Consider the following 21,497-nt stretch of genomic DNA (forward strand, 5'->3'; position numbering starts at 1 on the left):
GCGGTTGCTTGGTTGACTATTTCATTACAAAAAATCAGTAACGCAGCCGAACACTGTAGGAGCGAGGCTTGCCCGCGAAGGGGCCCTTGAAGGAGTTAAAAGCTTCGCGGGCAAGTCGGACCGCCGCACCGCTCGCTCCTACAAAAGCAAAACAATCGTTACGGGTGCTTGAGGCTGTTGAGCTTCATCGATCCGATCAACAACTCATTGTGCTCAAGTTCGGCCAGGCCGGCGGTGCTGACTTTTTCCGGTGGATAGCCGGCGCCATGTTGCAGGTAGCTCAACAAGTTACCCACCAGCGGGTTGTGACTGACCAAAAGGACGTCACTCACCGACACCAACTGCTCGGCCACTTTATCCGGGTCGGTTTCCGGGGTCAGCCAGTCGACTGTACGAATCTCCGGTTCGAAGCCCAGAGCCTCACGGACCAGTTGCGCAGTTTCCTGCGCTCGCAGGTAAGGGCTGGCATAGATCGCGGTGACGGGCTGCCCCATCAACCGCGCAGCGCTGCGCAGCACTTCTTCACGACCGTGGGTAGTCAATGTCCGTTCGGAGTCCGGACGCGAGCCGTAAGGCTCGGCTTCCCCATGACGCAATACCCAGAGTTTCATAGCTTGGGTTCCTCATCTCGGGCCGGATGCGGCGCAGGCGCCACGACGTGTGGCGCTTCACCTTCCGGTGTACGCGGCGTCGGCCAGTCGGCGAACGGCCAGGGTTTCTGGTCGCTGTGAAACGTGCCGAAACGACCGATCTGCGCCAGGAACTGGCTCAGGCTGTCGCCGAAATTCATCAGGCTGGCGCTCGGGGCGCCATAGATCAAACGATAGACCAGTTGCACCAGCACCACGGCGCCGAGGATGAACTGCGCCACCTGCCAGACCAGCAGGAAGACGATCATCCACAACACCCGCAGCAGGATGGATTCGTATTGGGCTTCTGTTTTCGGATCGTTCATGTCTCGCTCTCCTGCTCCTTATGAGGAGCGTGATCAGTTAAAACCACTGGTGGAAATAAAGTCGACGTCGGTTTTCGGTTCGCCACGCATCAGCAGTTCAATGACCTGATTCAGCGTGCGCCCTTCGAACAGGATCGCGTGCAGCCCGGCGACCAGCGGCATGTAGACGCCTACTTCCTGGGCCTTGGCCTTGAGCACTTTCAGGGTGTTCACACCTTCGGCGACTTCGCCCAGGCGTGTCACCGCGTCTTCCAGGCTCAAGCCCTGACCGAGGGCGAAGCCAACCTGGTAGTTACGGCTTTTGGCGACGAACAGGTGACGATCAAGTCCCCCACCCCGGCCAGTCCCAGAAAGGTCATGGGGTTGGCGCCCTGATTCACCGCGAAGCGGGTCATTTCCGCCAGCGCCCGGGTGATCAGCATGCTCTTGGTGTTTTCGCCCATGCCCAGCGCCACCGCCATGCCGGCGATGATCGCGTAGACGTTTTTCAGCGCCCCGCCCAACTCCACGCCGAAACGGTCGGCGCTGGCGTACACGCGAAAGGTGCGCCCGTGCAGCGCTTCCTGAACCCGTTGGCAGAGTTCTTCGTCTTCGCTGGCGACTACCGTGGCGGTCAGCGCGTGCTCGGCGATTTCACGGGCCAGGTTCGGGCCGGACAGCACGCCGATGCGCGCTTGCGGGGCGATTTCTTCGAGGATCTCGCTCATCAGTTTAAAGGTGTGGGCTTCGATGCCTTTGGTCAGGCTCACCAGCAACTTGCCGCTCAAGCGATCGGCGTGCGGAACCAGCACCGCACGCAGCGCGCTGGAAGGCAGCGCGACAAAACACAGATCGCAGGCGTCCAGCGTGGCTTGCAGGTCGGTGACCGCTTCCACTCCCGGCAGAATCTTGATGCCCTTGAGGTAACGCGGATTCTCGCGATTGACCCGAATGGCCTCGGCCTGCTCGGGGTCACGCATCCACTGCCGGACCTGATGCCCGTTCTCGGCCAGCAGATTAGCCACGGCGGTACCAAAACTTCCGCCTCCCAGGACCGCAATTGGGCGCTGTTCAGTCATATGCAATCCGTTAATCCATACCAATGGCGATGTCGGCATTATACGGAGCGGCCCAGTGGCGGCCAGCCCCCGCGTCAATTACCGGCACTTGTAGAAAGAAGACGGATAAATCCGAGGAAAATGCCGGCATCGTGACTGAAAAAGTCGACCCGCTCGGTTAACATGCGCGCCCATTAATCGCTATCAAGGATGTGTTGTGTCGTTTGGCCCCGCTGCACCTCGCTCTCCGCTGGTCCTGGCGCTGATATTCAGCCCGCCATTGCTGGCCGACGACCTGTTTCTCGACAACGAGCCAGTGCCGCAAGTGCTGACGGCTACGCGTCTTAAACAGTCGCCGGCGGCGGTTCCGGGAAGCATGACGGTGATCGACAGCGAACTGATCAACGCCAGTGGCGCCCGTGACATCAGTGAATTGCTGCGACTGGTGCCGGGGATGATGGTCGGCAACATCAGCGGCAATCAGGCGGCGGTGAACTATCACGGCACCAACGCCAGCGAAGCGCGGCGCATGCAGGTGCTGATCGACGGGCGCTCGGTGTACCGCGCCGGCCTGGCCACGGTCGACTGGAGCGACATTCCGGTGGCCATGGAAGACATCGAGCGCATCGAGGTTTTCCGCGGCCCGAACACGGTCAGCTATGGCGCCAATGCGTTGATGGCGGTGGTCAACATCATCACCCGCAACCCGGCCGACAGCCATGGTACGCGGGTCAAAGTCACCCGTGGCCAGCGCGGCATCGATGACTTTTACGCCAGTCAGGGCGTGGGTTGGGACGGTGGCGACATGCGCCTGTCGCTGTCCGGCCAGCAGGACGACGGCTTTGACTCGGACCGCCGCGGCGCCGATTACCGCGACAGCCGCCGCTTGAACCGTTTCAACCTCGCCGTCAGCCAGGCGCTCAACGAACAGCAAAGTCTCGATTGGCAATTGAATGCCAAGGATGGGAGCAACCAGCGACCTTATACCTACCGCCCGGTGTTTTCGGGGATTACCGCCGCCGGGAACAATTCCGACGTTGTGGCCAAGGACTATGCCGGTTCCCTGCGCTGGAACCTCGATGTAAATCCTGATCACAGCCTTTATATCCAGGGCTCGGCCCAGCACTGGGATCGTCAGCAGACCTGGCGCGCCTGCGACGCCGAGGTTTCGTTCAGCCCTGAACTGACCGAACTCTGGCAGCTCAATCCGAATTACACCGAGCGCCTGGCGCGCAATATCGAGCGTTACGTCGGCCCCGGCGCACCGTCCGGCACGCCGGCAGAACAAGCCTTGGCGAATAAAGTGCTCGACCAGTGGCGCAACGGCGCCCGCCAAACCTTGTGCGGCGACATCGACCAGAGCACCCGCGAGACGCGCTACGACCTCGAACTGCAAGACACCCTCAGCCTGTCCGACAGTCTGCGACTGGTCAGCGGCCTGAACTATCGTTACGACCGGGCAGATTCCGAGACCTACTTCAATGGCACGCTCGACGACACGACATGGCGCGCGTTCGGCCAGCTTGAGTGGCGCGCAAGCGAACACTGGCTGTTACAGGGCGGTGCAATGTTCGAAGACACGCAATTGATCGGCAGCTCGCTGACGCCGCGCGTGGCGGTCAACTATCTGATCAATCCGCGCCACGGCTTGCGTGCGGTGTATTCGGAAGCCATCCGCTCGCCGGACATGTTCGAGAACAACGTCAACTGGAGTTACCGGGTGACCAACCTGCAACCCGCTGCCTACGGCCAGAACAGCGCCCGCTATTTCGTCAAGACCCGCGGTCCCGGCAATCTCGACCAGGAACACATGCGCTCGCGGGAACTGGGCTACAACGGCTACTTCGCCGAGTGGAGGCTGGCGGCGGACGTGAAGGTGTTTCACGACGAAATCACCGGCATGATCAGCGAGCCGCTACGCAACAATCAGTACATCGCCAGCAACGCCAACAGCTCGCGCTTCACTGGTACGGAAACCCAGCTCGACTGGCGGCTGAGCAGTGCCGATCGCTTGCGCCTGACCTACGCCTATGTCGATGCCGAGGCGAGCAACCCGCTGGATGCGCAACAGACCGCGCGCAACAGCGGCTCCGCCGGTTGGCTGCGCGATTGGGGCCACGGCTGGAACAGTGCGCTCTTCTACTATGGTGACGACGCGCTCAACGGCTATCGCTTTGAACGGGTCGACACGCGCATCGCCAAGCGCGTTGGCCTGGGCAAGGCCAGCCTGGAACTGGCCGGCGTCCTCCAACAGCGCCTCGACAACCAACCCACGACGTTCATCGACAACCGCTACGACGAGCGGCGAGTGCTCTACTTCAGCGCGGAGCTGGCGTTCTAAATGTTGCGCTCTCTATCACGGATGATGCCAAACCCTGGCCGCCTGCTGGCCGGGTTGTGCCTGGTGTTTGCCGGGTGGCTGGGTAGCCTTTCGGTCAACGCTGCCGAGATTCTGCTGACCGGCGCCGACGACAGCGCGGGCATGCAGTCTTTCGCCAAGGCCCTGAGCGACCTGCGCCCGGCTGACAACGTTCGTTTTCAGCCACTGGCCAATCTGCCGACACCGGACAAGTTGCCCGCCGGCACCCGGTTGATCCTGCTGGATCTGCCGAGCCTCGACTGGCGCCTGCAAGACGCCCGAGGCCCGGCGACGCTGGTGCTGCGCATCAGCCGCCTACAAGCCCGTCAACGCCTGGGGGCAACTGTGCCGGCGCATTTGAGCCTGTTGTGGAGCGACCCGCCGCTGGATCGGCAATTACGCCTGACCCGAATCCTGTTGCCTCAGGTCAAACGGGTCGGGGTGCTTTACGACAGCCACAGCGAATTTCTCCTGGGCGAACTGCGCGAGATCGCCAAGCCCCTGGGTTTCGAAATCGTCACCGAGCGCTGGGACAATACCCATGACAGCCGACCGTTGCAGACGCTGCTGAAAAACAGCGACGTGCTGCTGGGGCTCGACGATCCCGACCTGTACAACCCCAAAACCGCGAAAAACCTGCTGCTCAGCAGCTACACACGGCAAACCGCACTGATCGGCCCCAACGCCGGGTTCGTCAAGGCCGGAAGCCTGACCAGTACCTATAGCGACCAGAGCGACTGGCTGGCGATTCTCGACGACCTGCTCGACCGGCCACCGGCCACGTGGCCGCGCACGCACTACGCCAATCGCTTCAAAGTGTTGAGTAACCCACAAGTGGCTCGTTCGTTAGGCATTGAACAGATTAATGAAGCGTTGGTCGCAACACAGCTGGCCGAAGGAGAACGCCGCCCATGACTTTCCGTCGTCGTTGGGACATCAACACGCGAACCCAGATCATCAGCCTCGGCCCTGCCCTGCTGCTGACCTTGCTGCTGATCAGTTTCTTCACCTTCGTGCGGATCCAGGACCTGCGTCAGGAGCTCAATCACACCGGCCAACTGATCGCCAACCAACTGGCGCCGGCCGCCGAGTACGGGGTGATTTCCGGCAACAACGAGGTGCTTGAAAGTTTGCTCAAGGCCACCCTGGCCACGCCCAATGTGCGCTTTCTGGAAGTCCAGGACAGCGCCAACCGGATTCTGGTGTACGTCGAGCACCCCTCGGAAACCTACACCCGCTCGCAACAGGTCGAAGTGTTCCAGGCGCCGGTGCGCTTGCAACGCATCGCACTGCACAATGATTTCTTCCAGGGTGGCAAAGTCACTGGCGCCGCCCCCGCCGAAGATTATCTGGGGCGGGTGATCGTCGGCCTGTCGAACGACGCCTTCAGCAAGCGCCAACAGGAAATCCTGTTCAAGGCCGGTGTCCTCGCGCTGTTCGCCTTGCTGTTCACCTTCCTGATTGCCCGGCGCCTGGCCGGCAGCCTGTCGCAGCCGATCCGCGACATCGGCAACGCGGTCAAGGCGATCCAGAGCGGCGACTACAAAACGCCATTGCCGATTGTCGACGACACCGAACTCGGCGCGCTGTCGCAGCACATCAACAACCTCGCCAGCGGTCTGGAACAGGCCAGCCGCGAACAGCATCAGGCCATGGCGCAGTTGATCCAGACGCGCGAAGAGGCGGAAAAAGCCAACAACGCCAAATCGGACTTCCTGGCGATGATGAGCCATGAATTGCGCACACCGATGAATGGCGTGCTCGGCATGCTGCAACTGCTGGAAACCACCGATATGACCGCGGAGCAGGTCGAGTACGCGGCGCTGGCCTCGGAGTCCACCGAACACTTGCTCAAAGTCATCAACGACATTCTCGACTTCTCGCGCATTGAACGTTCAGAGCTGGAACTGGAGCACATCCCGTTCAACCTCGCGGACCTGATCGGCAGTTGCGCCCAGTCGTTCTCGCACAGCGCGATACAACGCGGGCTCGACCTGGCGTTGCTGATTCCCGAGGACATGCGTGACTTGCAGGTGCAGGGCGACCCGACGCGGATCCGGCAAATCCTGGTGAACCTGGTGGGCAATGCGCTGAAGTTCACCGAAAAGGGACGCGTCAGCATCGAGCCGCAGTGGCAGTCGCTGGATCACGAACTGTTGTGGTTCACCTGCACCGTGCGCGACAGCGGGATTGGTATCTCGGCCGAAAGCCTGGAATTGATGTTCAACGCGTTCCAGCAGGCCGACAGTTCTATTTCAAGGCGTTACGGCGGCACCGGGCTGGGACTGCCGATTGCCCGCACCCTGGCAGAACGCATGGGCGGAACCTTGCGCGCCCAGAGCGAGGAAGGTCGCGGCTCGGTGTTCACCCTGGAAATCCCGCTGGCGCTGTATAAACAGAAGCTGCCGGTACTGACACCGCGCACACCGACCGGCAGCGGTGACGGTGAAGGACGCAATGTGCTGTTGGTCGAGGACAACCCGGTCAACCAGACCGTTATCGAAGCAATGTTGCGCAGTCTGGGCTTTACTGTCAGCGTCGCCACCGATGGCGCTCAAGCGGTGCGAAGTGCCGAAAGTCTGATTTTCGAAGCGATTCTGATGGACTGCCGACTGCCGATCATTGACGGCTACGAGGCCACCCGCCAGATCCGCCAATTGCCCGGCTGCACTGACCTGCCGATCATCGCGCTGACCGCCAACGCCTTGCAGGGCGACCGCGAAGCCTGTTTATCGGCGGGAATGAACGATTACCTGGCCAAGCCCTTCAAACGCACTGATCTGCAGCAGATTCTGCAGCGATGGGTGCAGTAGTGCAGGCCTTTCGACCATCTGCGACTGGCGTGAAAGGCGAAAGTGCGGCAGTCTTAGGCACCCGAACAGGCCCGAAAAGGGGCTTGAATAATAATTTCAGTGCACAAGTGTACATTCATGTCCTTGGTGCTGTGACTTTCACCACAACGCAATAGTCTATGAGTAGGCTGCCGATTCGAGGCATGAACGCTTCGATCGGTCGGGAAGATTTGCCCCACCTGCCGCATGGGACTATTGAGGAGCTCGCATGACCAAACAAAACGCCTTTACTCGGGAAGACCTGCTGCGCTGCAGTCGCGGTGAGCTGTTCGGCCCAGGTAACGCGCAACTGCCCGCCCCGAACATGCTGATGGTGGATCGCATCACCCTGATCAGCGAAGAAGGCGGCAAGTACGGCAAAGGTGAATTGGTCGCCGAGCTGGATATCACTCCGGATCTGTGGTTTTTCGCCTGTCACTTCGAAGGTGACCCGGTGATGCCAGGCTGCCTGGGCCTCGACGCCATGTGGCAACTGGTCGGTTTCTTCCTCGGCTGGCAAGGCCTGCCGGGCCGTGGCCGCGCCCTGGGTTCGGGCGAAGTGAAGTTCTTTGGTCAGGTTCTGCCGACCGCGAAGAAAGTGACCTATAACATTCATATCAAGCGCGTCCTCAAAGGCAAGCTGAACCTGGCCATCGCCGATGGTTCGGTGACTGTCGACGGTCGCGAGATCTACACCGCCGAAGGCCTCCGGGTCGGCGTTTTCACCTCCACTGACAACTTCTAAGGGTTATCCGCATGCGCCGCGTCGTTATCACTGGTCTGGGCATCGTTTCGTGCCTGGGCAATGACAAAGAGACCGTCTCCGCTAACCTGCGTGCAAGCCGCCCTGGCATCCGGTTCAACCCGGAATATGCCGAAATGGGTCTGCGTAGCCAGGTTTCCGGCTCCATCGACCTTCCCCTCGAAGAACTGATCGATCGCAAGATCTATCGCTTCGTCGGCCACGCGGCGGCTTACGCCTATCTGGCCATGAAAGACGCCATCGCCGACTCCGGTCTGACCGATGAGCAAGTCTCCAACCCGCGTACCGGCCTGATCGCCGGTTCCGGTGGCGCCTCCACGCTGAACCAGATGGAAGCGCTGGACATCCTGCGCGAGAAAGGCGTGAAGCGCGTTGGTCCATACCGCGTGACGCGGACCATGGGCAGCACCGTTTCCGCCTGCCTGGCCACGCCGTTCCAGATCAAGGGCGTGAACTACTCGATCTCCTCCGCCTGCGCCACCAGTGCTCACTGCATTGGTACTGCGGTCGAGCAGATCCAGTTGGGCAAGCAGGACATCGTATTTGCCGGCGGCGGTGAAGAAGAACATTGGAGCCAGTCGTTCCTGTTCGACGCCATGGGCGCCCTGTCCACCCAGTACAACGAAACCCCGGAGAAGGCCTCCCGCGCCTACGACGCCAAGCGTGACGGTTTCGTCATCGCCGGCGGTGGCGGCATGGTGGTGGTCGAGGAGCTGGAACACGCTCTGGCTCGCGGCGCGAAAATCTACGCGGAAATCGTTGGCTACGGCGCGACCTCCGACGGCTACGACATGGTTGCCCCAAGCGGTGAAGGCGCCATCCGTTGCATGCAGATGGCCATGTCCACCGTTGACGCACCTATCGACTACCTCAACACCCACGGGACCTCGACTCCGGTCGGCGACACCAAGGAAATGGAAGGCGTGCGTGCGGTATTCGGCGACAAGGCTCCGGCCATCAGCTCTACCAAGAGCCTGTCCGGTCACTCCCTGGGCGCCGCTGGCGTTCACGAAGCGATCTACTGCCTGCTGATGATGGAAGGCAACTTCATGGCGGGTTCCGCCAACATCGACGAGCTGGACCCAGCAGTGGCAGACATGCCGATCCTGACCAAGACTCGCGAAGACGTCGCCTTCAACACCGTGATGAGCAACAGCTTCGGCTTCGGTGGTACCAACGCTACTTTGGTACTGAAGCGCTGGCAGGGTAAGTAATACCCCGCCGCTACGCTGCACACAAAAACGCCCCGACTGGTTCGGGGCGTTTTTTTGTCTGAAGAAAATAAATTCACCGCGATTTCTTCTGTAGGAGCCGGCTTGCTGGCGATCCAGTCGACGCGGTTGTTCAGACGCATTGCGTTATCGTTCATCGCCAGCAAGCCGGCTCCTACAGGCTTTGTTTGCTGGAAACATGAAGCTTTTGTCATGAAACTCAAAGCCCTGCGACCGAATGTCGCGTATTACGCGGGCTGCAGCACTTTTACAGAATTGGCAAGAGTGCGTTACCAAACGCAGTCGTTTACTTAGCAAGCTAACCAAATATATAACTGAGTCCTGCACACGCCTTGCTGCAGATATCACAGAGATTGGAGCTAGCAGATGACTGTAAAAGTAACTGAACGCGACGATTCACATAAATCCCACGAAGGCGTAGCCGCCGGCATCCGGATCTGGGACGTGCACCAACAAGGCATGTTGGTTGGGATGTTCCACTCCGAAACCGACGCCCACAGCTACAAGGCCGAACTGGAAACACTGGAGCAACAACGAGAGCTCCGATCCGCATAAGCAACGACAGCATTGAAAACGACAAACCCCGCCATGAGCGGGGTTTGTCGTTGTAGCAGTCGTTAACCGCTTACCACATCAGATCATCAGGAATCTGATAGGCCGCGTACGGATCGTCTTCAGCCGCCGCTTCTTCGGTCTGCACATTCAGCTGCACGATGCGCTGCGGATCGCGTTCCTGGATCTTCAGGGCCGCCTCACGCGGGATCACTTCGTAGCCGCCGGCATGGTGCACGATCGCCAGCGAGCCGTTGCTGAGCTTGTTGCGCATCAGCGCGTTGACCGACAGGCGCTTGACCTTCTTGTCGTCAACGAAGTTGTAGTAGTCCTCGGTGGTCAGCTTCGGCAGGCGCGAGACTTCGATCAATTGCTTGACCTGCGCGGCACGGGCCTTGGCCTCGGCTTTCTCCTGCTGCTGACGGTTCAGCTCCTGGTCACGCTTGACCTTCTCGGCCAGTGCTTCCTGCGCCAGACGCTGCTGGGTGTCGTCCTGTTCAATCTGACCTTTATGGACCAGACGCTGCTGCTTCTGCTTCTCTTTGCCGACCTGTTTGGCCTGCTTTTGGTTGACCAGCCCTGCCTTTAGCAACTGGTCGCGAAGGGAAATGCTCATGGTGCTTATTTCTCACTTAGGCCACTGCTCAACCGCAGCTGGGCAAATTCTTTTCCTGACGTTTGGCTTCGCCCCACAAGGCGTCCAACTCTTCGAGGGTGCAATCTTCTATGGGACGGTGGGTGTCGCGCAATGCCTGTTCGATAAAACGGAAGCGTCTTTCGAATTTGCTGTTGGCACCGCGCAAGGCGGTTTCCGGATCGACCTTTAAATGACGCGCCAGATTGACCACGGAAAACAGCAGGTCACCGACTTCATCGGCAATCGCTGCCGAGTCGTTGTCGGCCATGGCTTCGAGCACTTCATCGAGCTCTTCGCGGACCTTGTCCAGCACCGGCAACGCATCCGGCCAGTCGAAACCGACCTGCCCTGCGCGCTTTTGCAACTTGGCCGAACGGGATAACGCCGGCAACGTGGCGGGCACGTCGTCGAGCAAGGACAGTTGTTGCGGCGTCGCAGATTTCTCGGCGCGCTCTTCAGCCTTGATTTCTTCCCAGCGCTGCTTGACCTGCTCTTCACTCAGACGCGGAACATCCAGCGGCGCGTACAGATCGCCGGTGGGGAACACGTGGGGATGACGACGGATCAACTTGCGGGTGATGCTGTCGATGACGCCGGCAAATTCGAAGCGCCCTTCTTCCCGGGCCAGTTGGCTGTAATAAACCACCTGGAACAGCAAATCGCCCAGCTCGCCTTGCAAGTGATCGAAGTCACCGCGCTCGATGGCATCGGCGACTTCGTAGGCTTCCTCAAGGGTGTGCGGGACAATGGTCGCGTAGGTTTGCTTGATGTCCCACGGGCAGCCGAACTGCGGATCGCGCAGACGGCTCATCAGGTGCAACAAATCTTCAAGTGAATACATCTTTTATTAATCTCTACGCTCTGTAGGAGCGAGGCTTGCCCGCGAAAGCTGCATGTCTGACACACCGTTTTCGCGGGCAAGCCTCGCTCCTACAGATATCACCATCAATTTCCGTGAAGGTTTCTCACGGCGTGCGGTTACGCCGGGTTTCGATGATGTTCGGCAACTGGGATATCCGCCCCAGCAACCGCCCAAGCGCATCCAGCCCCGGAATCTCGATGGTCAGGGACATCAACGCGGTGTTGTCCTCTTTGTTCGAGCGGGTGTTGACCGCCAGCACGTTGATCCGCTCGTTGAGCAACACTTGCGAGACGTCACGCAGCAAACCGGAACGGTCGTAGGCACGGATGATGATGTCCACCGGATAGGTGAGCACCGGCACCGGGCCCCAGCTGACCTGGATGATCCGCTCAGGCTCGCGCCCGGCCAGTTGCAGCACCGAGGCGCAGTCCTGACGGTGAATGCTCACGCCACGGCCCTGGGTGATGTAACCGACGATGGCATCGCCCGGCAACGGCTGGCAGCAGCCCGCCATTTGCGTCATCAGGTTGCCGACGCCCTGGATCTGAATGTCGCCGCGCTTGCCCGGTTTGTAGCCGGTGGCCTTGCGCGGAATCAGTTCCAGCTGCTCGTTGCCGCGTTCCGGCTCGACCAGTTGCTGTGCCAGGTTCACCAGTTGCGCCAGGCGCAAATCGCCTGCGCCCAACGCGGCGAACATGTCCTCGGCAGTCTTCATGTTGGCCTTGTCGGCCAGCTTGTCGAAATCCACCGCTGGCAAGCCAAGGCGACTGAGTTCGCGTTCGAGCAGGGTTTTACCGGCCGCGACGTTCTGATCGCGCGCCTGCAATTTGAACCAGTGAACGATCTTCGCCCGCGCCCGCGAGGTGGTGATGTAACCCAGGTTCGGGTTCAGCCAGTCGCGGCTCGGGGTGCCGTGCTTGCTGGTGATGATCTCGACTTGCTCACCGGTTTGCAGGCTGTAGTTGAGCGGTACGATGCGCCCGTTGATCTTCGCGCCACGGCAGTTGTGACCGATCTCGGTGTGCACGCGGTAGGCGAAGTCCAGCGGCGTCGCGCCTTTCGGCAAGTCGATGGCGTGACCGTCGGGGGTGAAGATGTACACCCGATCCGGCTCGATATCGACCCGCAGCTGTTCCGCCAGGCCGCCGATGTCGCCCAACTCTTCGTGCCACTCGAGCACCTGACGCAGCCAGGAGATTTTCTCTTCGTAGTGGTTGGAGCCGGACTTGACGTCGGTGCCCTTGTAGCGCCAGTGCGCGCAAACGCCCAACTCGGCCTCTTCGTGCATGGAATGGGTGCGGATCTGCACTTCCAGCACCTTGCCCTCAGGCCCGATCACCGCCGTGTGCAACGAGCGGTAGCCGTTCTCTTTCGGGTTGGCGATGTAGTCGTCGAACTCTTTCGGGATGTGCCGCCACAAGGTGTGGACGATGCCGAGCGCGGTGTAGCAATCGCGCATTTCCGGCACCAGCACGCGAACGGCGCGAACGTCGTAGATCTGGCTGAACTCCAGACCCTTGCGTTGCATTTTGCGCCAGATCGAATAGATGTGTTTGGCCCGGCCGCTGATGTCGGCATCGACGCCGGTGGCCTGCAATTCGACTTTCAGCTGGTTCATCACATCGGCGATGAAACGCTCGCGATCCAGGCGCCGCTCGTGCAGCAACTTGGCGATCTGCTTGTACTGATCGGGCTCGAGGTAGCGGAAGGACAAGTCCTCCAGTTCCCACTTGATGTGACCGATGCCGAGACGGTGGGCGAGCGGCGCGTAGATGTCGAAGACTTCCCGGGCGACGCGGTTGCGCTTCTCGTCGTCGGCGGTTTTCACCGCACGGATCGCGCAGGTGCGTTCGGCCAGTTTGATCAGCGCGACACGCACGTCGTCGACCATGGCCACGAGCATCTTGCGCAGGTTTTCCACCTGGCCCTGAGTGCCCATCACCATGGATTTACGCGGGCTCAGGCTGTCGCTGATCGCCGCCATGCGTTGCACGCCGTCGATGAGTTTGGCCACCACGGGACCAAAGCGCTGGCTGACCGCCGGCAACTGGATCTGACCTTCGCGCACGCCTCGGTACAGGACCGCGGCGACCAGCGAATCCTGATCGAGCTTGAGGTCGGCGAGGATCTCGGCAATTTCAAGGCCGGTGCGGAAACTGGAGTTTCCCTCTGACCACAAATTCTTCGCCGCATTGGCTTGTTGTTCTGCCTCGCGAGCGTACTCGCAGGCTTCTTTCAAGGCTTCGCGATCCAGTGCCAGATCGACACTGACCGCATGATCGAGCCAAGCCTCGAGATTGATACTGCCGTCGGTGTTGATCGGCTGGTGTGCTCTCACCTGTACCATCTTGCTTACCTTCCCTACGACGCAGATTCAATGCGTCAAATCGCTGACCTTCGCTGCCCATGAGCCCACGTCGGGCTGGTACGCGGCTGCACGGGCGGGCCAGTCGGACCAGACGAGCCTTCCTAACTCGCTTCAAATAACGCCATGGCTTCGACATGCGCCGTCTGAGGAAACATATCGAGAATCCCGGCACGTTTTAACCGGTAGCCCTGCTTGATCAATTCCACTGTGTCGCGCGCCAGCGTTGCCGGATTGCATGACACATACACCAACCGCTCGGCACCCATCGACTTGAGCTTGCGCACCACCTCGAAAGCACCGTCACGGGGTGGGTCCAAGAGTACCGCACAAAAGCCTTCGCGCGCCCATTCGGCATCGGTCAAAGGCTGGGATAAATCGGCCTGAAAAAACTTCGCATTATGAAGATTGTTGCTAGCGGCGTTCGCGGCTGCGCGCTCAACCATCGCCTGCACACCTTCGACTGCCACCACTTCGCGAACCGCCTTGGCCAGCGGCAAGGCAAAGTTACCCAACCCACAGAATAGATCGAGAACGCGCTCATCCGCTGTCGGCTTCAACCAGTCCAGCGCCTGGGCAACCATCGCTTCGTTGACCGCCGCGTTGACCTGAATGAAGTCTCCCGGCCGGTACGCCAGGTTCAAATCCCACTGTTCAAGGCGATAGCCCAAAGACTGATCGGCTTGAACCGGTTGTGGCTCGCCCTCTCCATGCAGCCACAATTGAGCTTCATGAAACGAGCAGAAATCCTTGAGGATCGTCAGATCGGATTCGGACAACGGCGCCATGTGCCGCAGCAAAACCGCCAACGACGAACCACTGAACAATTCCACATGCCCCAACGCCTGAGGCTTGCTCAAGCGGCGGAGCATTTCCGGCAAGCGGGTCATGATCGGTTGCAAGGGCTGTACCAGCACCGTGCATTCGTTGATCGCAACGATGTCCTGACTGCCAGCGGCGCGGAAACCGACTTCGAGCTTCTTCGCTTTCATGTCCCAGCGCACCGCTACACGGGCGCGACGGCGGTAAGCGAATTCCGGACCGCTTAACGGCGCGGCCCATTCTTCGGGCTCGACACCGGCGACCTTCGACAATTGCTCGGCGAGCATGCGCTGTTTCAGGGCAAGTTGTTCGGTGTGCGGCAGATGTTGCACGCTGCAACCGCCACAGCGACCGGCATGCGGACACGGTGCCGGGCGACGCAGTTCGCTGGCCTGGAACACACGCTCGGTGCGCGCCTCGACTACTTTGCCGTGGGCGCCCAACACGCGCGCCTCGACCTCTTCACCGGCCAATGCGCCGATGACGAACCAGGTGCGACCTTCGAAAAACGCGATACCGCGACCGTCATTCGCCAGGCGCTCTATAGTCAGGCGCTGCTTTTTGCCGGTCGGAATTTGCGGGGCCTTGCTGCCGCCGGTGGGCTGGAAGCGCAGGCCTCTCTCGTGCTTGGCCATCAGTTGGGCGCGTCGAAAATGCCGGTCGACAAGTAACGGTCGCCACGGTCGCAGATGATCGCGACGATCACCGCGTTTTCAACTTCTTTGGACAGGCGCAGCATCGCTGCCACGGCACCGCCCGAGGACACGCCGCAGAAGATGCCTTCTTCGCGAGCCAGACGACGGGTCACGTCCTCGGCTTCGCTTTGCGCCATGTCGACGATGCGGTCCACACGATCGGCCTGGTAGATCTTCGGCAGGTATTCCTGCGGCCAGCGACGGATGCCCGGGATCGCCGAGCCTTCCATCGGTTGCAGGCCGATGATCTGCACGTTGTCGTTCTGCTCTTTCAAGTAGCGCGACACGCCCATGATGGTGCCCGTGGTGCCCATCGAACTGACGAAATGAGTGATGGTGCCCTCGGTCTGACGCCAGATTTCCGGGCCGGTGGTGGTGTAGTGCGCTTGCGGGTTATCACCGTTGGCGAACTGGTCCAGCACCTTGCCACGGCCTTCGGCTTCCATTCGCTGAGCGAGGTCGCGTGCGCCTTCCATGCCTTCTTCCTGGGTCACCAGGATCAGCTCGGCGCCATACGCCGTCATCGCGGCCTTGCGCTCGGCGCTGGAGTTGTCCGGCATGATCAGGATCATCTTGTAACCCTTGATCGCGGCGGCCATGGCCAGGGCGATCCCGGTGTTGCCCGAGGTCGCTTCGATCAGCGTATCGCCGACGTGGATCTGCCCGCGCAACTCGGCGCGGGTAATCATCGACAGCGCCGGCCGGTCCTTGACCGAACCCGCCGGGTTGTTCCCTTCGAGCTTGAGCAAAAGGGTATTGCTGGTGGCGCCGGGCAGGCGCTGCAAACGAACCAGCGGAGTGTTGCCGACGCAATCGGCGATGGTTGGGTACTGCAAGGTCATGGCGTATTCGCAATCCAGACTGCGGGGGCGCCTATCATACCGGCAAACGTTGGAAGGCCATATCACGCAAAGTGCGGTGCTTATGGCTTATGGGAATAAGCGACTGATTCAGGACTCTGCTGCCTGCGCAACATAGACCTGGGCAGCGCCTCAAAACTCTAACTGAACAACTCCCGTGCCGAGGGACAGGGTTTGTGTCAGCAGCGCTCACACTTTTGCCGGCTGGATTTCGCTGCGACCGAACAGCGCAGCTTTGAACGAGATTTTACACTGGGGAGAAAATGATCAGGTTGTGGGTCCAGGAAAATTGTCTCACCAGCGGTGAGACTTTTTCGTGGGGCTGACCCGAAGGGCCTCTTCGCGGGCAAGCCTCGCTCCTACAGGGAATAGCGTTGATCACACCATTTGCGGTCGGCACACATCCACTGTGGGAGCGAGCCTGCTCGCGATGGCGTCATCAGCCACCAACCGCATGTTCAGCCGCAACCCTGCCCCAGTGTTCTCAGCCCAAAGCCGTCCGCCCTGGCGCTGCACCGCATTCCTTGCAATGCTCAGCCCCAACCCGAACCCGCCATTCCCCGGCCGCGAACCATCGAGTCGAGTGAACGGCGAGAAGATCCGCTCAAGATCCTCTTCAGCCACTCCGCCCCCTTCATCCTCCAGCCACAGATGCCAGTAACCGCCTTCACGTCGTCCATCCAGACGCACGATGCCACCCTTCGGTGAATGGCGAATGGCATTGCGCAGGATGTTTTCCAGCGCCTGGGCCAAGGTGTTGAGATTGCCGCGCACCCAGCAGGATGAATCCACCGCGCACTGCAATTGCTCGGTGGGGCAGCAACTTTCATAGCAGGCGTTGTCCGTGAGCATTTCCCACAGTGCCTGAATCTGGATCGCCTCGTCGGGCAAGGGCGTACGCTCGGTGTCGAGCCAGGCCAGTTGCAGCGTGTCTTCGACCAACCGTTGCATGCCATCGACTTCGCGACCAATGCGTTCGCGCAGTTGCACCAGACTTTGCTCACCCTCGCTCGCCACGCGCAAACGGCTCAAGGGGGTGCGCAATTCGTGGGACAGGTCGCGCAGCAGCTGTTGTTGCAGGGCCACCGTGCTTTGCAGGCGCTCGGACATGTGATCGAACGCGCGGCCAAGCTCACCCAGTTCATCGCAGCGATTGGTCGTGCGGCTCGACAGGCGCACACCCAACTGGTCGGCGCGCCACGCATTGGCCTGCTCGCGCAGTTGATTGAGGGGCACGACCAGCAATCGATACAGCCCGACGCACAACAGCAAGGTGAACAGTCCGGGAATCACACCATTGGTGATGACGCGCCAGAACACCCGGTAGCGCCCCGGCTTGAACCGCTGGGGCAGTTCGATCACCACGCTGCCAACGGATGAGTCGCCGGGAAACGGTACACGCAGCCACGGCAGGCGTTTTTTGTGAATGGGCCAGTCCAGGCCACGCAGAAAAGTCAGGCGCTGGATTTCCTGGTCCGTCAGCGATTGGCTGCTCAACGACTGCAAATCGCCGCCAATCACACCCACCCAGCCCTTTTCACGCTGTCGCATATCCTGCAGCCAGGCATCGACACCTGCGCTCTGCCCCTGCTCCCATGCCTGTTCGGCTTCGGCGGCATAGCGCGTCAGAGTGCCTCGGGCTTCGTCAGAGAGAAACTGGTTGCGCTGTTCCATGTAGCGGCCCCAGGACCAGCTCAGCCAGATCATCAGCAGACAGAACGCCACCAGCAGACAGGCGAGTTTCCAGAATAGCGAATGCCTGCCCGGCAGGTCAGACCACTTCATGGTCAGCACTCAGGACATAGCCCTTGCCCCACACCGTGCGCACTTCCCGTTCGGTGTAGCCGATGGCCTTGAGTTTGCGACGGATCTGGCTGATGTGCATGTCGAGGCTGCGGTCGTGAGCCGCGTAACCCCGTTGCAACACGTGCTGATAAAGGAAGGCTTTGCTCAGCACCTCATCGCCGTTGCGGTGGAGAGTGTCCAGCAACCGGTACTCGCTGCGGGTCAGGCCGGCGGCGTGTTCGCCATAGAACACCTCGAAGCATTCATCGTCGAAACGCAGACTGTCCGCCACCAAGGCAACCGGCGCCACGGCCGGGCGACGATCCAGTGCGACGCGCCGCAGGATCGCTTCGATGCGCACGCGCAACTCGGCCATGCTGAAGGGCTTGGGCAAATAATCATCGGCGCCGAGGCGGAAACCGCTGATGCGATCGGCTTCGGCGCCCAGTGCCGACATCAGCACCACCGGGGTGGAATGGCTCTGGCGCAATTGGGTCAGCACGTTCAGTCCGTTCATGCCCGGCAGCAGAATGTCCATCAACACCACATCGAAGGCTTGCTCACGGGCAATCGCCAGGCCTTCCTGGCCATTTTGGCACCAGGTCACCTGGAAACCGTTTCGGCCCAGTTGCTCATGCACATAAGCACCGAGCACCAGGTCGTCTTCGATGGAGAGGATTCGGGGATGGCCAACAGAGATGGGAGTCATGAGTATCTGCAAATAATTCTCAGTTGATGATTATTCAAGATTGCCTCGCCGGGGGCAACCCAAGGTTTGCCAGCCACGCAAAAGCGCTGGACTGCCCGACGAATGACGTCATCAATTTTACGAGGATTGCCCGCAAGCAAATCGCTACACTGCGCAAGTGGCGTGTACCGGATGTACGCGCAGGTTCTTAAATGGCTGGATGCAGGAGAGAGGCGTGCTCAAGAAACTGGGAATAAAAGGCCGCGTGCTGTTGCTGACCTTGCTGCCAACCAGCCTGATGGCCTTGGTGCTGGGCGGCTATTTCACCTGGATGCAGCAATCCGACCTGCAAACCCAACTCATGCAGCGTGGCGAAATGATCGCCGAACAGCTCGCGCCCCTTGTCGCGCCGGCCATGAGCCACAAGGACACCGAACTGCTGGAACGCATCGCCACCCAAGCGCTGGAAACGCCCGATGTGCGCGCGGTGACGCTCCTCGCCCCGGACCGCTCGTCGCTGGCGCATGCTGGCCCGACCATGCTCAATCCGGCGCCGCTGGGCAATGGCTCGCAAATGCTGCGCCGCAGCGGCAACGATGCGACGCGTTACCTGCTGCCGGTGTTCGGCAAGCACCGCAACCTGGCCGGTGACCTGATACCCGAGGAATCTGACCGCCTGCTGGGTTGGGTCGAGCTCGAACTGTCCCACAACGGCATGCTGCTGCGCGGTTATCGCAGCCTGTTCGCCAGCCTGCTGTTGATCGGCGCGGGCCTCGCCGGTGCGGCGCTGCTGGCATTACGCATGGGCCGTACGATCAATCGGCCGCTGAGCCAGATCAAGCAAGCGGTGGCGCAACTCAAGGACGGTCACCTGGAAACCCGCCTGCCGCCGCTCGGCAGTCAGGAGCTCGATGAACTGGCGTCCGGCATCAACCGCATGGCCGGCACCCTGCAGAACGCCCAGGAAGAATTGCAGCACAGCATCGATCAGGCCACCGAAGACGTGCGCCAGAACCTGGAAACCATCGAAATCCAGAACATCGAGCTGGACCTGGCACGCAAGGAAGCCCTGGAGGCGAGCCGGATCAAATCCGAATTCCTCGCCAACATGAGCCATGAAATCCGCACGCCGCTCAACGGCATTCTCGGTTTCACCCATCTGCTGCAAAAAAGCGAACTGACCCCACGTCAGCTCGACTACCTGGGCACCATCGAAAAATCCGCCGACAGCCTGCTGGGGATCATCAACGAGATCCTCGACTTCTCGAAAATCGAGGCCGGCAAACTGGTGCTCGACCACATTCCGTTCAACTTGCGCGATTTGCTCCAGGACACCCTGACCATCCTCGCCCCGGCCGCCCACGCCAAACAACTGGAACTGGTGAGCCTGGTCTATCGCGACACGCCGCTGTCGCTGGTCGGCGATCCACTGCGTCTGAAGCAGATCCTCACCAACCTGGTGAGCAACGCGATCAAGTTCACCCGCGAAGGCACCATCGTTGCCCGCGCCATGCTCGAAGACGAGCATGAAGACAGCGTGCAACTGCGCATCAGTATTCAGGACACCGGCATCGGCCTGTCGAACGAGGACGTGCGCGCGCTGTTCCAGGCCTTCAGCCAGGCCGACAATTCGCTGTCCCGGCAACCCGGTGGCACCGGCCTGGGGCTGGTGATTTCCAAGCGCCTGATCGAACAGATGGGCGGCGAGATCGGCGTCGACAGCACGCCGGGCGAAGGTTCGGAATTCTGGATCAGCCTGAGCCTGCCGAAAACCCGCGACGACGCCGAAGACCTGCCCGCTCCGCCGTTGCTCGGACGCCGCGTCGCCGTGCTGGAGAACCACGAACTGGCCCGTCAGGCGTTGCAGCATCAGCTGGAAGACTGTGGCCTGGAAGTCACCCCGTTCAACACTCTGGAAAGCCTGACCAATGGCGTGACCGGCGCACACCAGACCGATCTGGCGATCGACCTCGCCGTGCTCGGCATCACCAGCAACGACATGCCGCCGGAGCGTCTCAACCAGCATATCTGGGACCTTGAGCACCTCGGCTGCAAAGTGCTGGTGCTGTGCCCGACCACCGAACAGACACTGTTCCACCTCTCGGTGCCGAACCCACACAGCCAGCTCCAGGCCAAACCGGCCTGCACACGCAAGTTGCGCCGGGCTTTGTCCGATCTGGTCAATCCGCGCCAGCAACGTAGCGATCCCGGCGAACCGGTGTCCAGCCGCGCACCGAAGGTGCTCTGCGTCGACGACAACCCGGCCAATCTGTTGCTGGTGCAAACCCTGCTCGAAGACCTTGGCGCCAAGGTGCTTGCAGTGGAAAGCGGCTATGCCGCCGTCAAAGCGGTGCAGACCGAGACCTTCGATCTGGTGTTGATGGACGTGCAGATGCCTGGCATGGATGGTCGTCAGAGCACCGAAACCATTCGCCAGTGGGAAAGCGAACGGCATTGCACGCCGCTGCCGATCGTAGCCCTCACCGCCCACGCGATGGCCAACGAAAAACGCGCGCTGCTGCAAAGTGGCATGGATGATTACCTGACCAAACCGATCAGCGAGCGGCAATTGGCTCAGGTGGTGTTGAAGTGGACCGGCCTGGCGCTGCGCAATCAGGGGCCCGAGCGTTCCAGCGACAGTCACGGCGGCGGCCACGAGTTGCAAGTGCTGGATCACGAAGAAGGGTTGCGGCTGGCGGCGGGCAAGGCGGATCTGGCGGCGGACATGCTGGCGATGTTGCTGGCATCGCTGGAAGCCGACCGCGAAGCCATCCGCTTCGCCCGGAAAACCAACGATCACAACGCATTGATCGAACGCGTACACCGCCTGCACGGCGCCACCCGTTATTGCGGCGTGCCGCAGCTGCGCGCTGCCTGCCAGCGCAGCGAAACCCTGCTCAAGCAACAGGACCCGAAGGCTCCGGGCGCATTGGAAGACCTCGACCGGGCCATCAATCGCCTGGCGGCGCATGCCCGTATCAATGCTTGATGCAACGCAATCCGTTTGATTGCCACGGGCGTAAGCTCACCGCAATCCCTTGTAGGAGCATGGCT

Annotated in this window: 17 protein-coding genes and 1 pseudogene; 8 read left to right on the top strand and 10 right to left on the bottom strand. The window is 60.8% G+C overall.

Going from position 1 to position 21,497, the window contains the following annotated elements; translation table 11 throughout:
- Positions 1-158: 158 nt before the first annotated feature.
- The 3 genes and pseudogenes from sixA to K5R88_RS13440 all read right to left on the bottom strand — a co-directional run bounded on the left by sixA (position 159) and on the right by K5R88_RS13440 (position 2,013).
- The gene (sixA, locus tag K5R88_RS13430; RefSeq protein ID WP_008041615.1) at positions 159-611 is read right to left on the bottom strand and encodes a phosphohistidine phosphatase SixA; all 453 of its coding nucleotides are present in this window, start codon (positions 609-611) and stop codon (positions 159-161) included.
- Entirely contained in the window at positions 608-955 is a 348-nt protein-coding gene (locus K5R88_RS13435) for a DUF4389 domain-containing protein (protein WP_008029309.1), read from the bottom strand. Before K5R88_RS13435 ends, sixA begins: the two co-directional genes overlap by 4 nt.
- Positions 956-988: 33 nt before the next feature.
- Positions 989-2,013: pseudogene (locus tag K5R88_RS13440) on the bottom strand (NAD(P)H-dependent glycerol-3-phosphate dehydrogenase).
- A 196-nt stretch (positions 2,014-2,209) separates the two neighbouring features.
- Between K5R88_RS13440 and K5R88_RS13445 the strand changes: the two are divergent.
- From K5R88_RS13445 to K5R88_RS13475, 7 genes are all read left to right on the top strand, one after another.
- The gene (locus K5R88_RS13445) at positions 2,210-4,333 is read left to right on the top strand and encodes a TonB-dependent receptor plug domain-containing protein (protein WP_226300106.1); all 2,124 of its coding nucleotides are present in this window, start codon (positions 2,210-2,212) and stop codon (positions 4,331-4,333) included.
- Positions 4,334-5,266: an ABC transporter substrate-binding protein gene (locus K5R88_RS13450; protein ID WP_223555112.1), complete on the top strand. Its 933-nt coding sequence runs from the start codon at positions 4,334-4,336 to the stop codon at positions 5,264-5,266. It abuts the gene before it with no gap.
- Positions 5,263-7,164, top strand: a complete 1,902-nt coding sequence (locus K5R88_RS13455; RefSeq protein ID WP_223450361.1) for an ATP-binding protein — start codon at positions 5,263-5,265, stop codon at positions 7,162-7,164. The genes K5R88_RS13450 and K5R88_RS13455 overlap by 4 nt, the downstream gene beginning before the upstream one ends.
- A gap of 247 nt (positions 7,165-7,411) precedes the next feature.
- Positions 7,412-7,927: a 3-hydroxyacyl-[acyl-carrier-protein] dehydratase FabA gene (fabA, locus tag K5R88_RS13460; RefSeq protein ID WP_003179264.1), complete on the top strand. Its 516-nt coding sequence runs from the start codon at positions 7,412-7,414 to the stop codon at positions 7,925-7,927.
- 11 nt (positions 7,928-7,938) lie between these two features.
- Entirely contained in the window at positions 7,939-9,159 is a 1,221-nt protein-coding gene (gene fabB, locus K5R88_RS13465) for a beta-ketoacyl-ACP synthase I (RefSeq protein ID WP_008029314.1), read from the top strand.
- Between the two features lie 54 nt (positions 9,160-9,213).
- A complete protein-coding gene (locus tag K5R88_RS13470; protein WP_226300107.1) occupies positions 9,214-9,471 on the top strand; it encodes a hypothetical protein in 258 nt (85 codons plus the stop codon).
- Positions 9,472-9,543: 72 nt separating this feature from the next.
- Positions 9,544-9,732: a hypothetical protein gene (locus K5R88_RS13475; RefSeq protein ID WP_192420389.1), complete on the top strand. Its 189-nt coding sequence runs from the start codon at positions 9,544-9,546 to the stop codon at positions 9,730-9,732.
- Between the two features lie 70 nt (positions 9,733-9,802).
- Here the strand turns inward: K5R88_RS13475 and K5R88_RS13480 are convergent, their stop codons facing one another.
- The 7 genes from K5R88_RS13480 to K5R88_RS13515 form a co-directional block, all read right to left on the bottom strand.
- Positions 9,803-10,345 (bottom strand): DUF2058 domain-containing protein, encoded by a 543-nt coding sequence (locus K5R88_RS13480; protein ID WP_008041629.1) that lies wholly within the window; start codon positions 10,343-10,345, stop codon positions 9,803-9,805.
- A 28-nt stretch (positions 10,346-10,373) separates the two neighbouring features.
- Positions 10,374-11,207, bottom strand: a complete 834-nt coding sequence (mazG, locus tag K5R88_RS13485; RefSeq protein ID WP_226300108.1) for a nucleoside triphosphate pyrophosphohydrolase — start codon at positions 11,205-11,207, stop codon at positions 10,374-10,376.
- Between the two features lie 124 nt (positions 11,208-11,331).
- A complete protein-coding gene (gene relA, locus K5R88_RS13490) occupies positions 11,332-13,575 on the bottom strand; it encodes a GTP diphosphokinase (protein ID WP_008029318.1) in 2,244 nt (747 codons plus the stop codon).
- A 122-nt stretch (positions 13,576-13,697) separates the two neighbouring features.
- On the bottom strand, positions 13,698-15,050 hold the full coding sequence (gene rlmD / locus K5R88_RS13495) for a 23S rRNA (uracil(1939)-C(5))-methyltransferase RlmD (RefSeq protein WP_223450358.1): 1,353 nt from the start codon (positions 15,048-15,050) through the stop codon (positions 13,698-13,700).
- Positions 15,050-15,952, bottom strand: coding sequence for a cysteine synthase CysM (gene cysM, locus K5R88_RS13500; protein WP_207286454.1), 903 nt, complete (start codon positions 15,950-15,952; stop codon positions 15,050-15,052). Before cysM ends, rlmD begins: the two co-directional genes overlap by 1 nt.
- A gap of 396 nt (positions 15,953-16,348) precedes the next feature.
- The gene (locus tag K5R88_RS13510; RefSeq protein ID WP_226300109.1) at positions 16,349-17,755 is read right to left on the bottom strand and encodes a sensor histidine kinase; all 1,407 of its coding nucleotides are present in this window, start codon (positions 17,753-17,755) and stop codon (positions 16,349-16,351) included.
- Positions 17,742-18,464: a response regulator transcription factor gene (locus K5R88_RS13515; protein WP_226300110.1), complete on the bottom strand. Its 723-nt coding sequence runs from the start codon at positions 18,462-18,464 to the stop codon at positions 17,742-17,744. The genes K5R88_RS13510 and K5R88_RS13515 overlap by 14 nt, the downstream gene beginning before the upstream one ends.
- 214 nt (positions 18,465-18,678) lie before the next feature.
- Between K5R88_RS13515 and K5R88_RS13520 the strand changes: the two genes are divergently transcribed.
- Entirely contained in the window at positions 18,679-21,432 is a 2,754-nt protein-coding gene (locus tag K5R88_RS13520) for a response regulator (RefSeq protein WP_226300111.1), read from the top strand.
- The last annotated feature ends 65 nt before the right edge of the window (positions 21,433-21,497 follow it).

This window comes from Pseudomonas sp. MM213 (assembly GCF_020423045.1).
GTDB lineage: Bacteria > Pseudomonadota > Gammaproteobacteria > Pseudomonadales > Pseudomonadaceae > Aquipseudomonas > Aquipseudomonas migulae.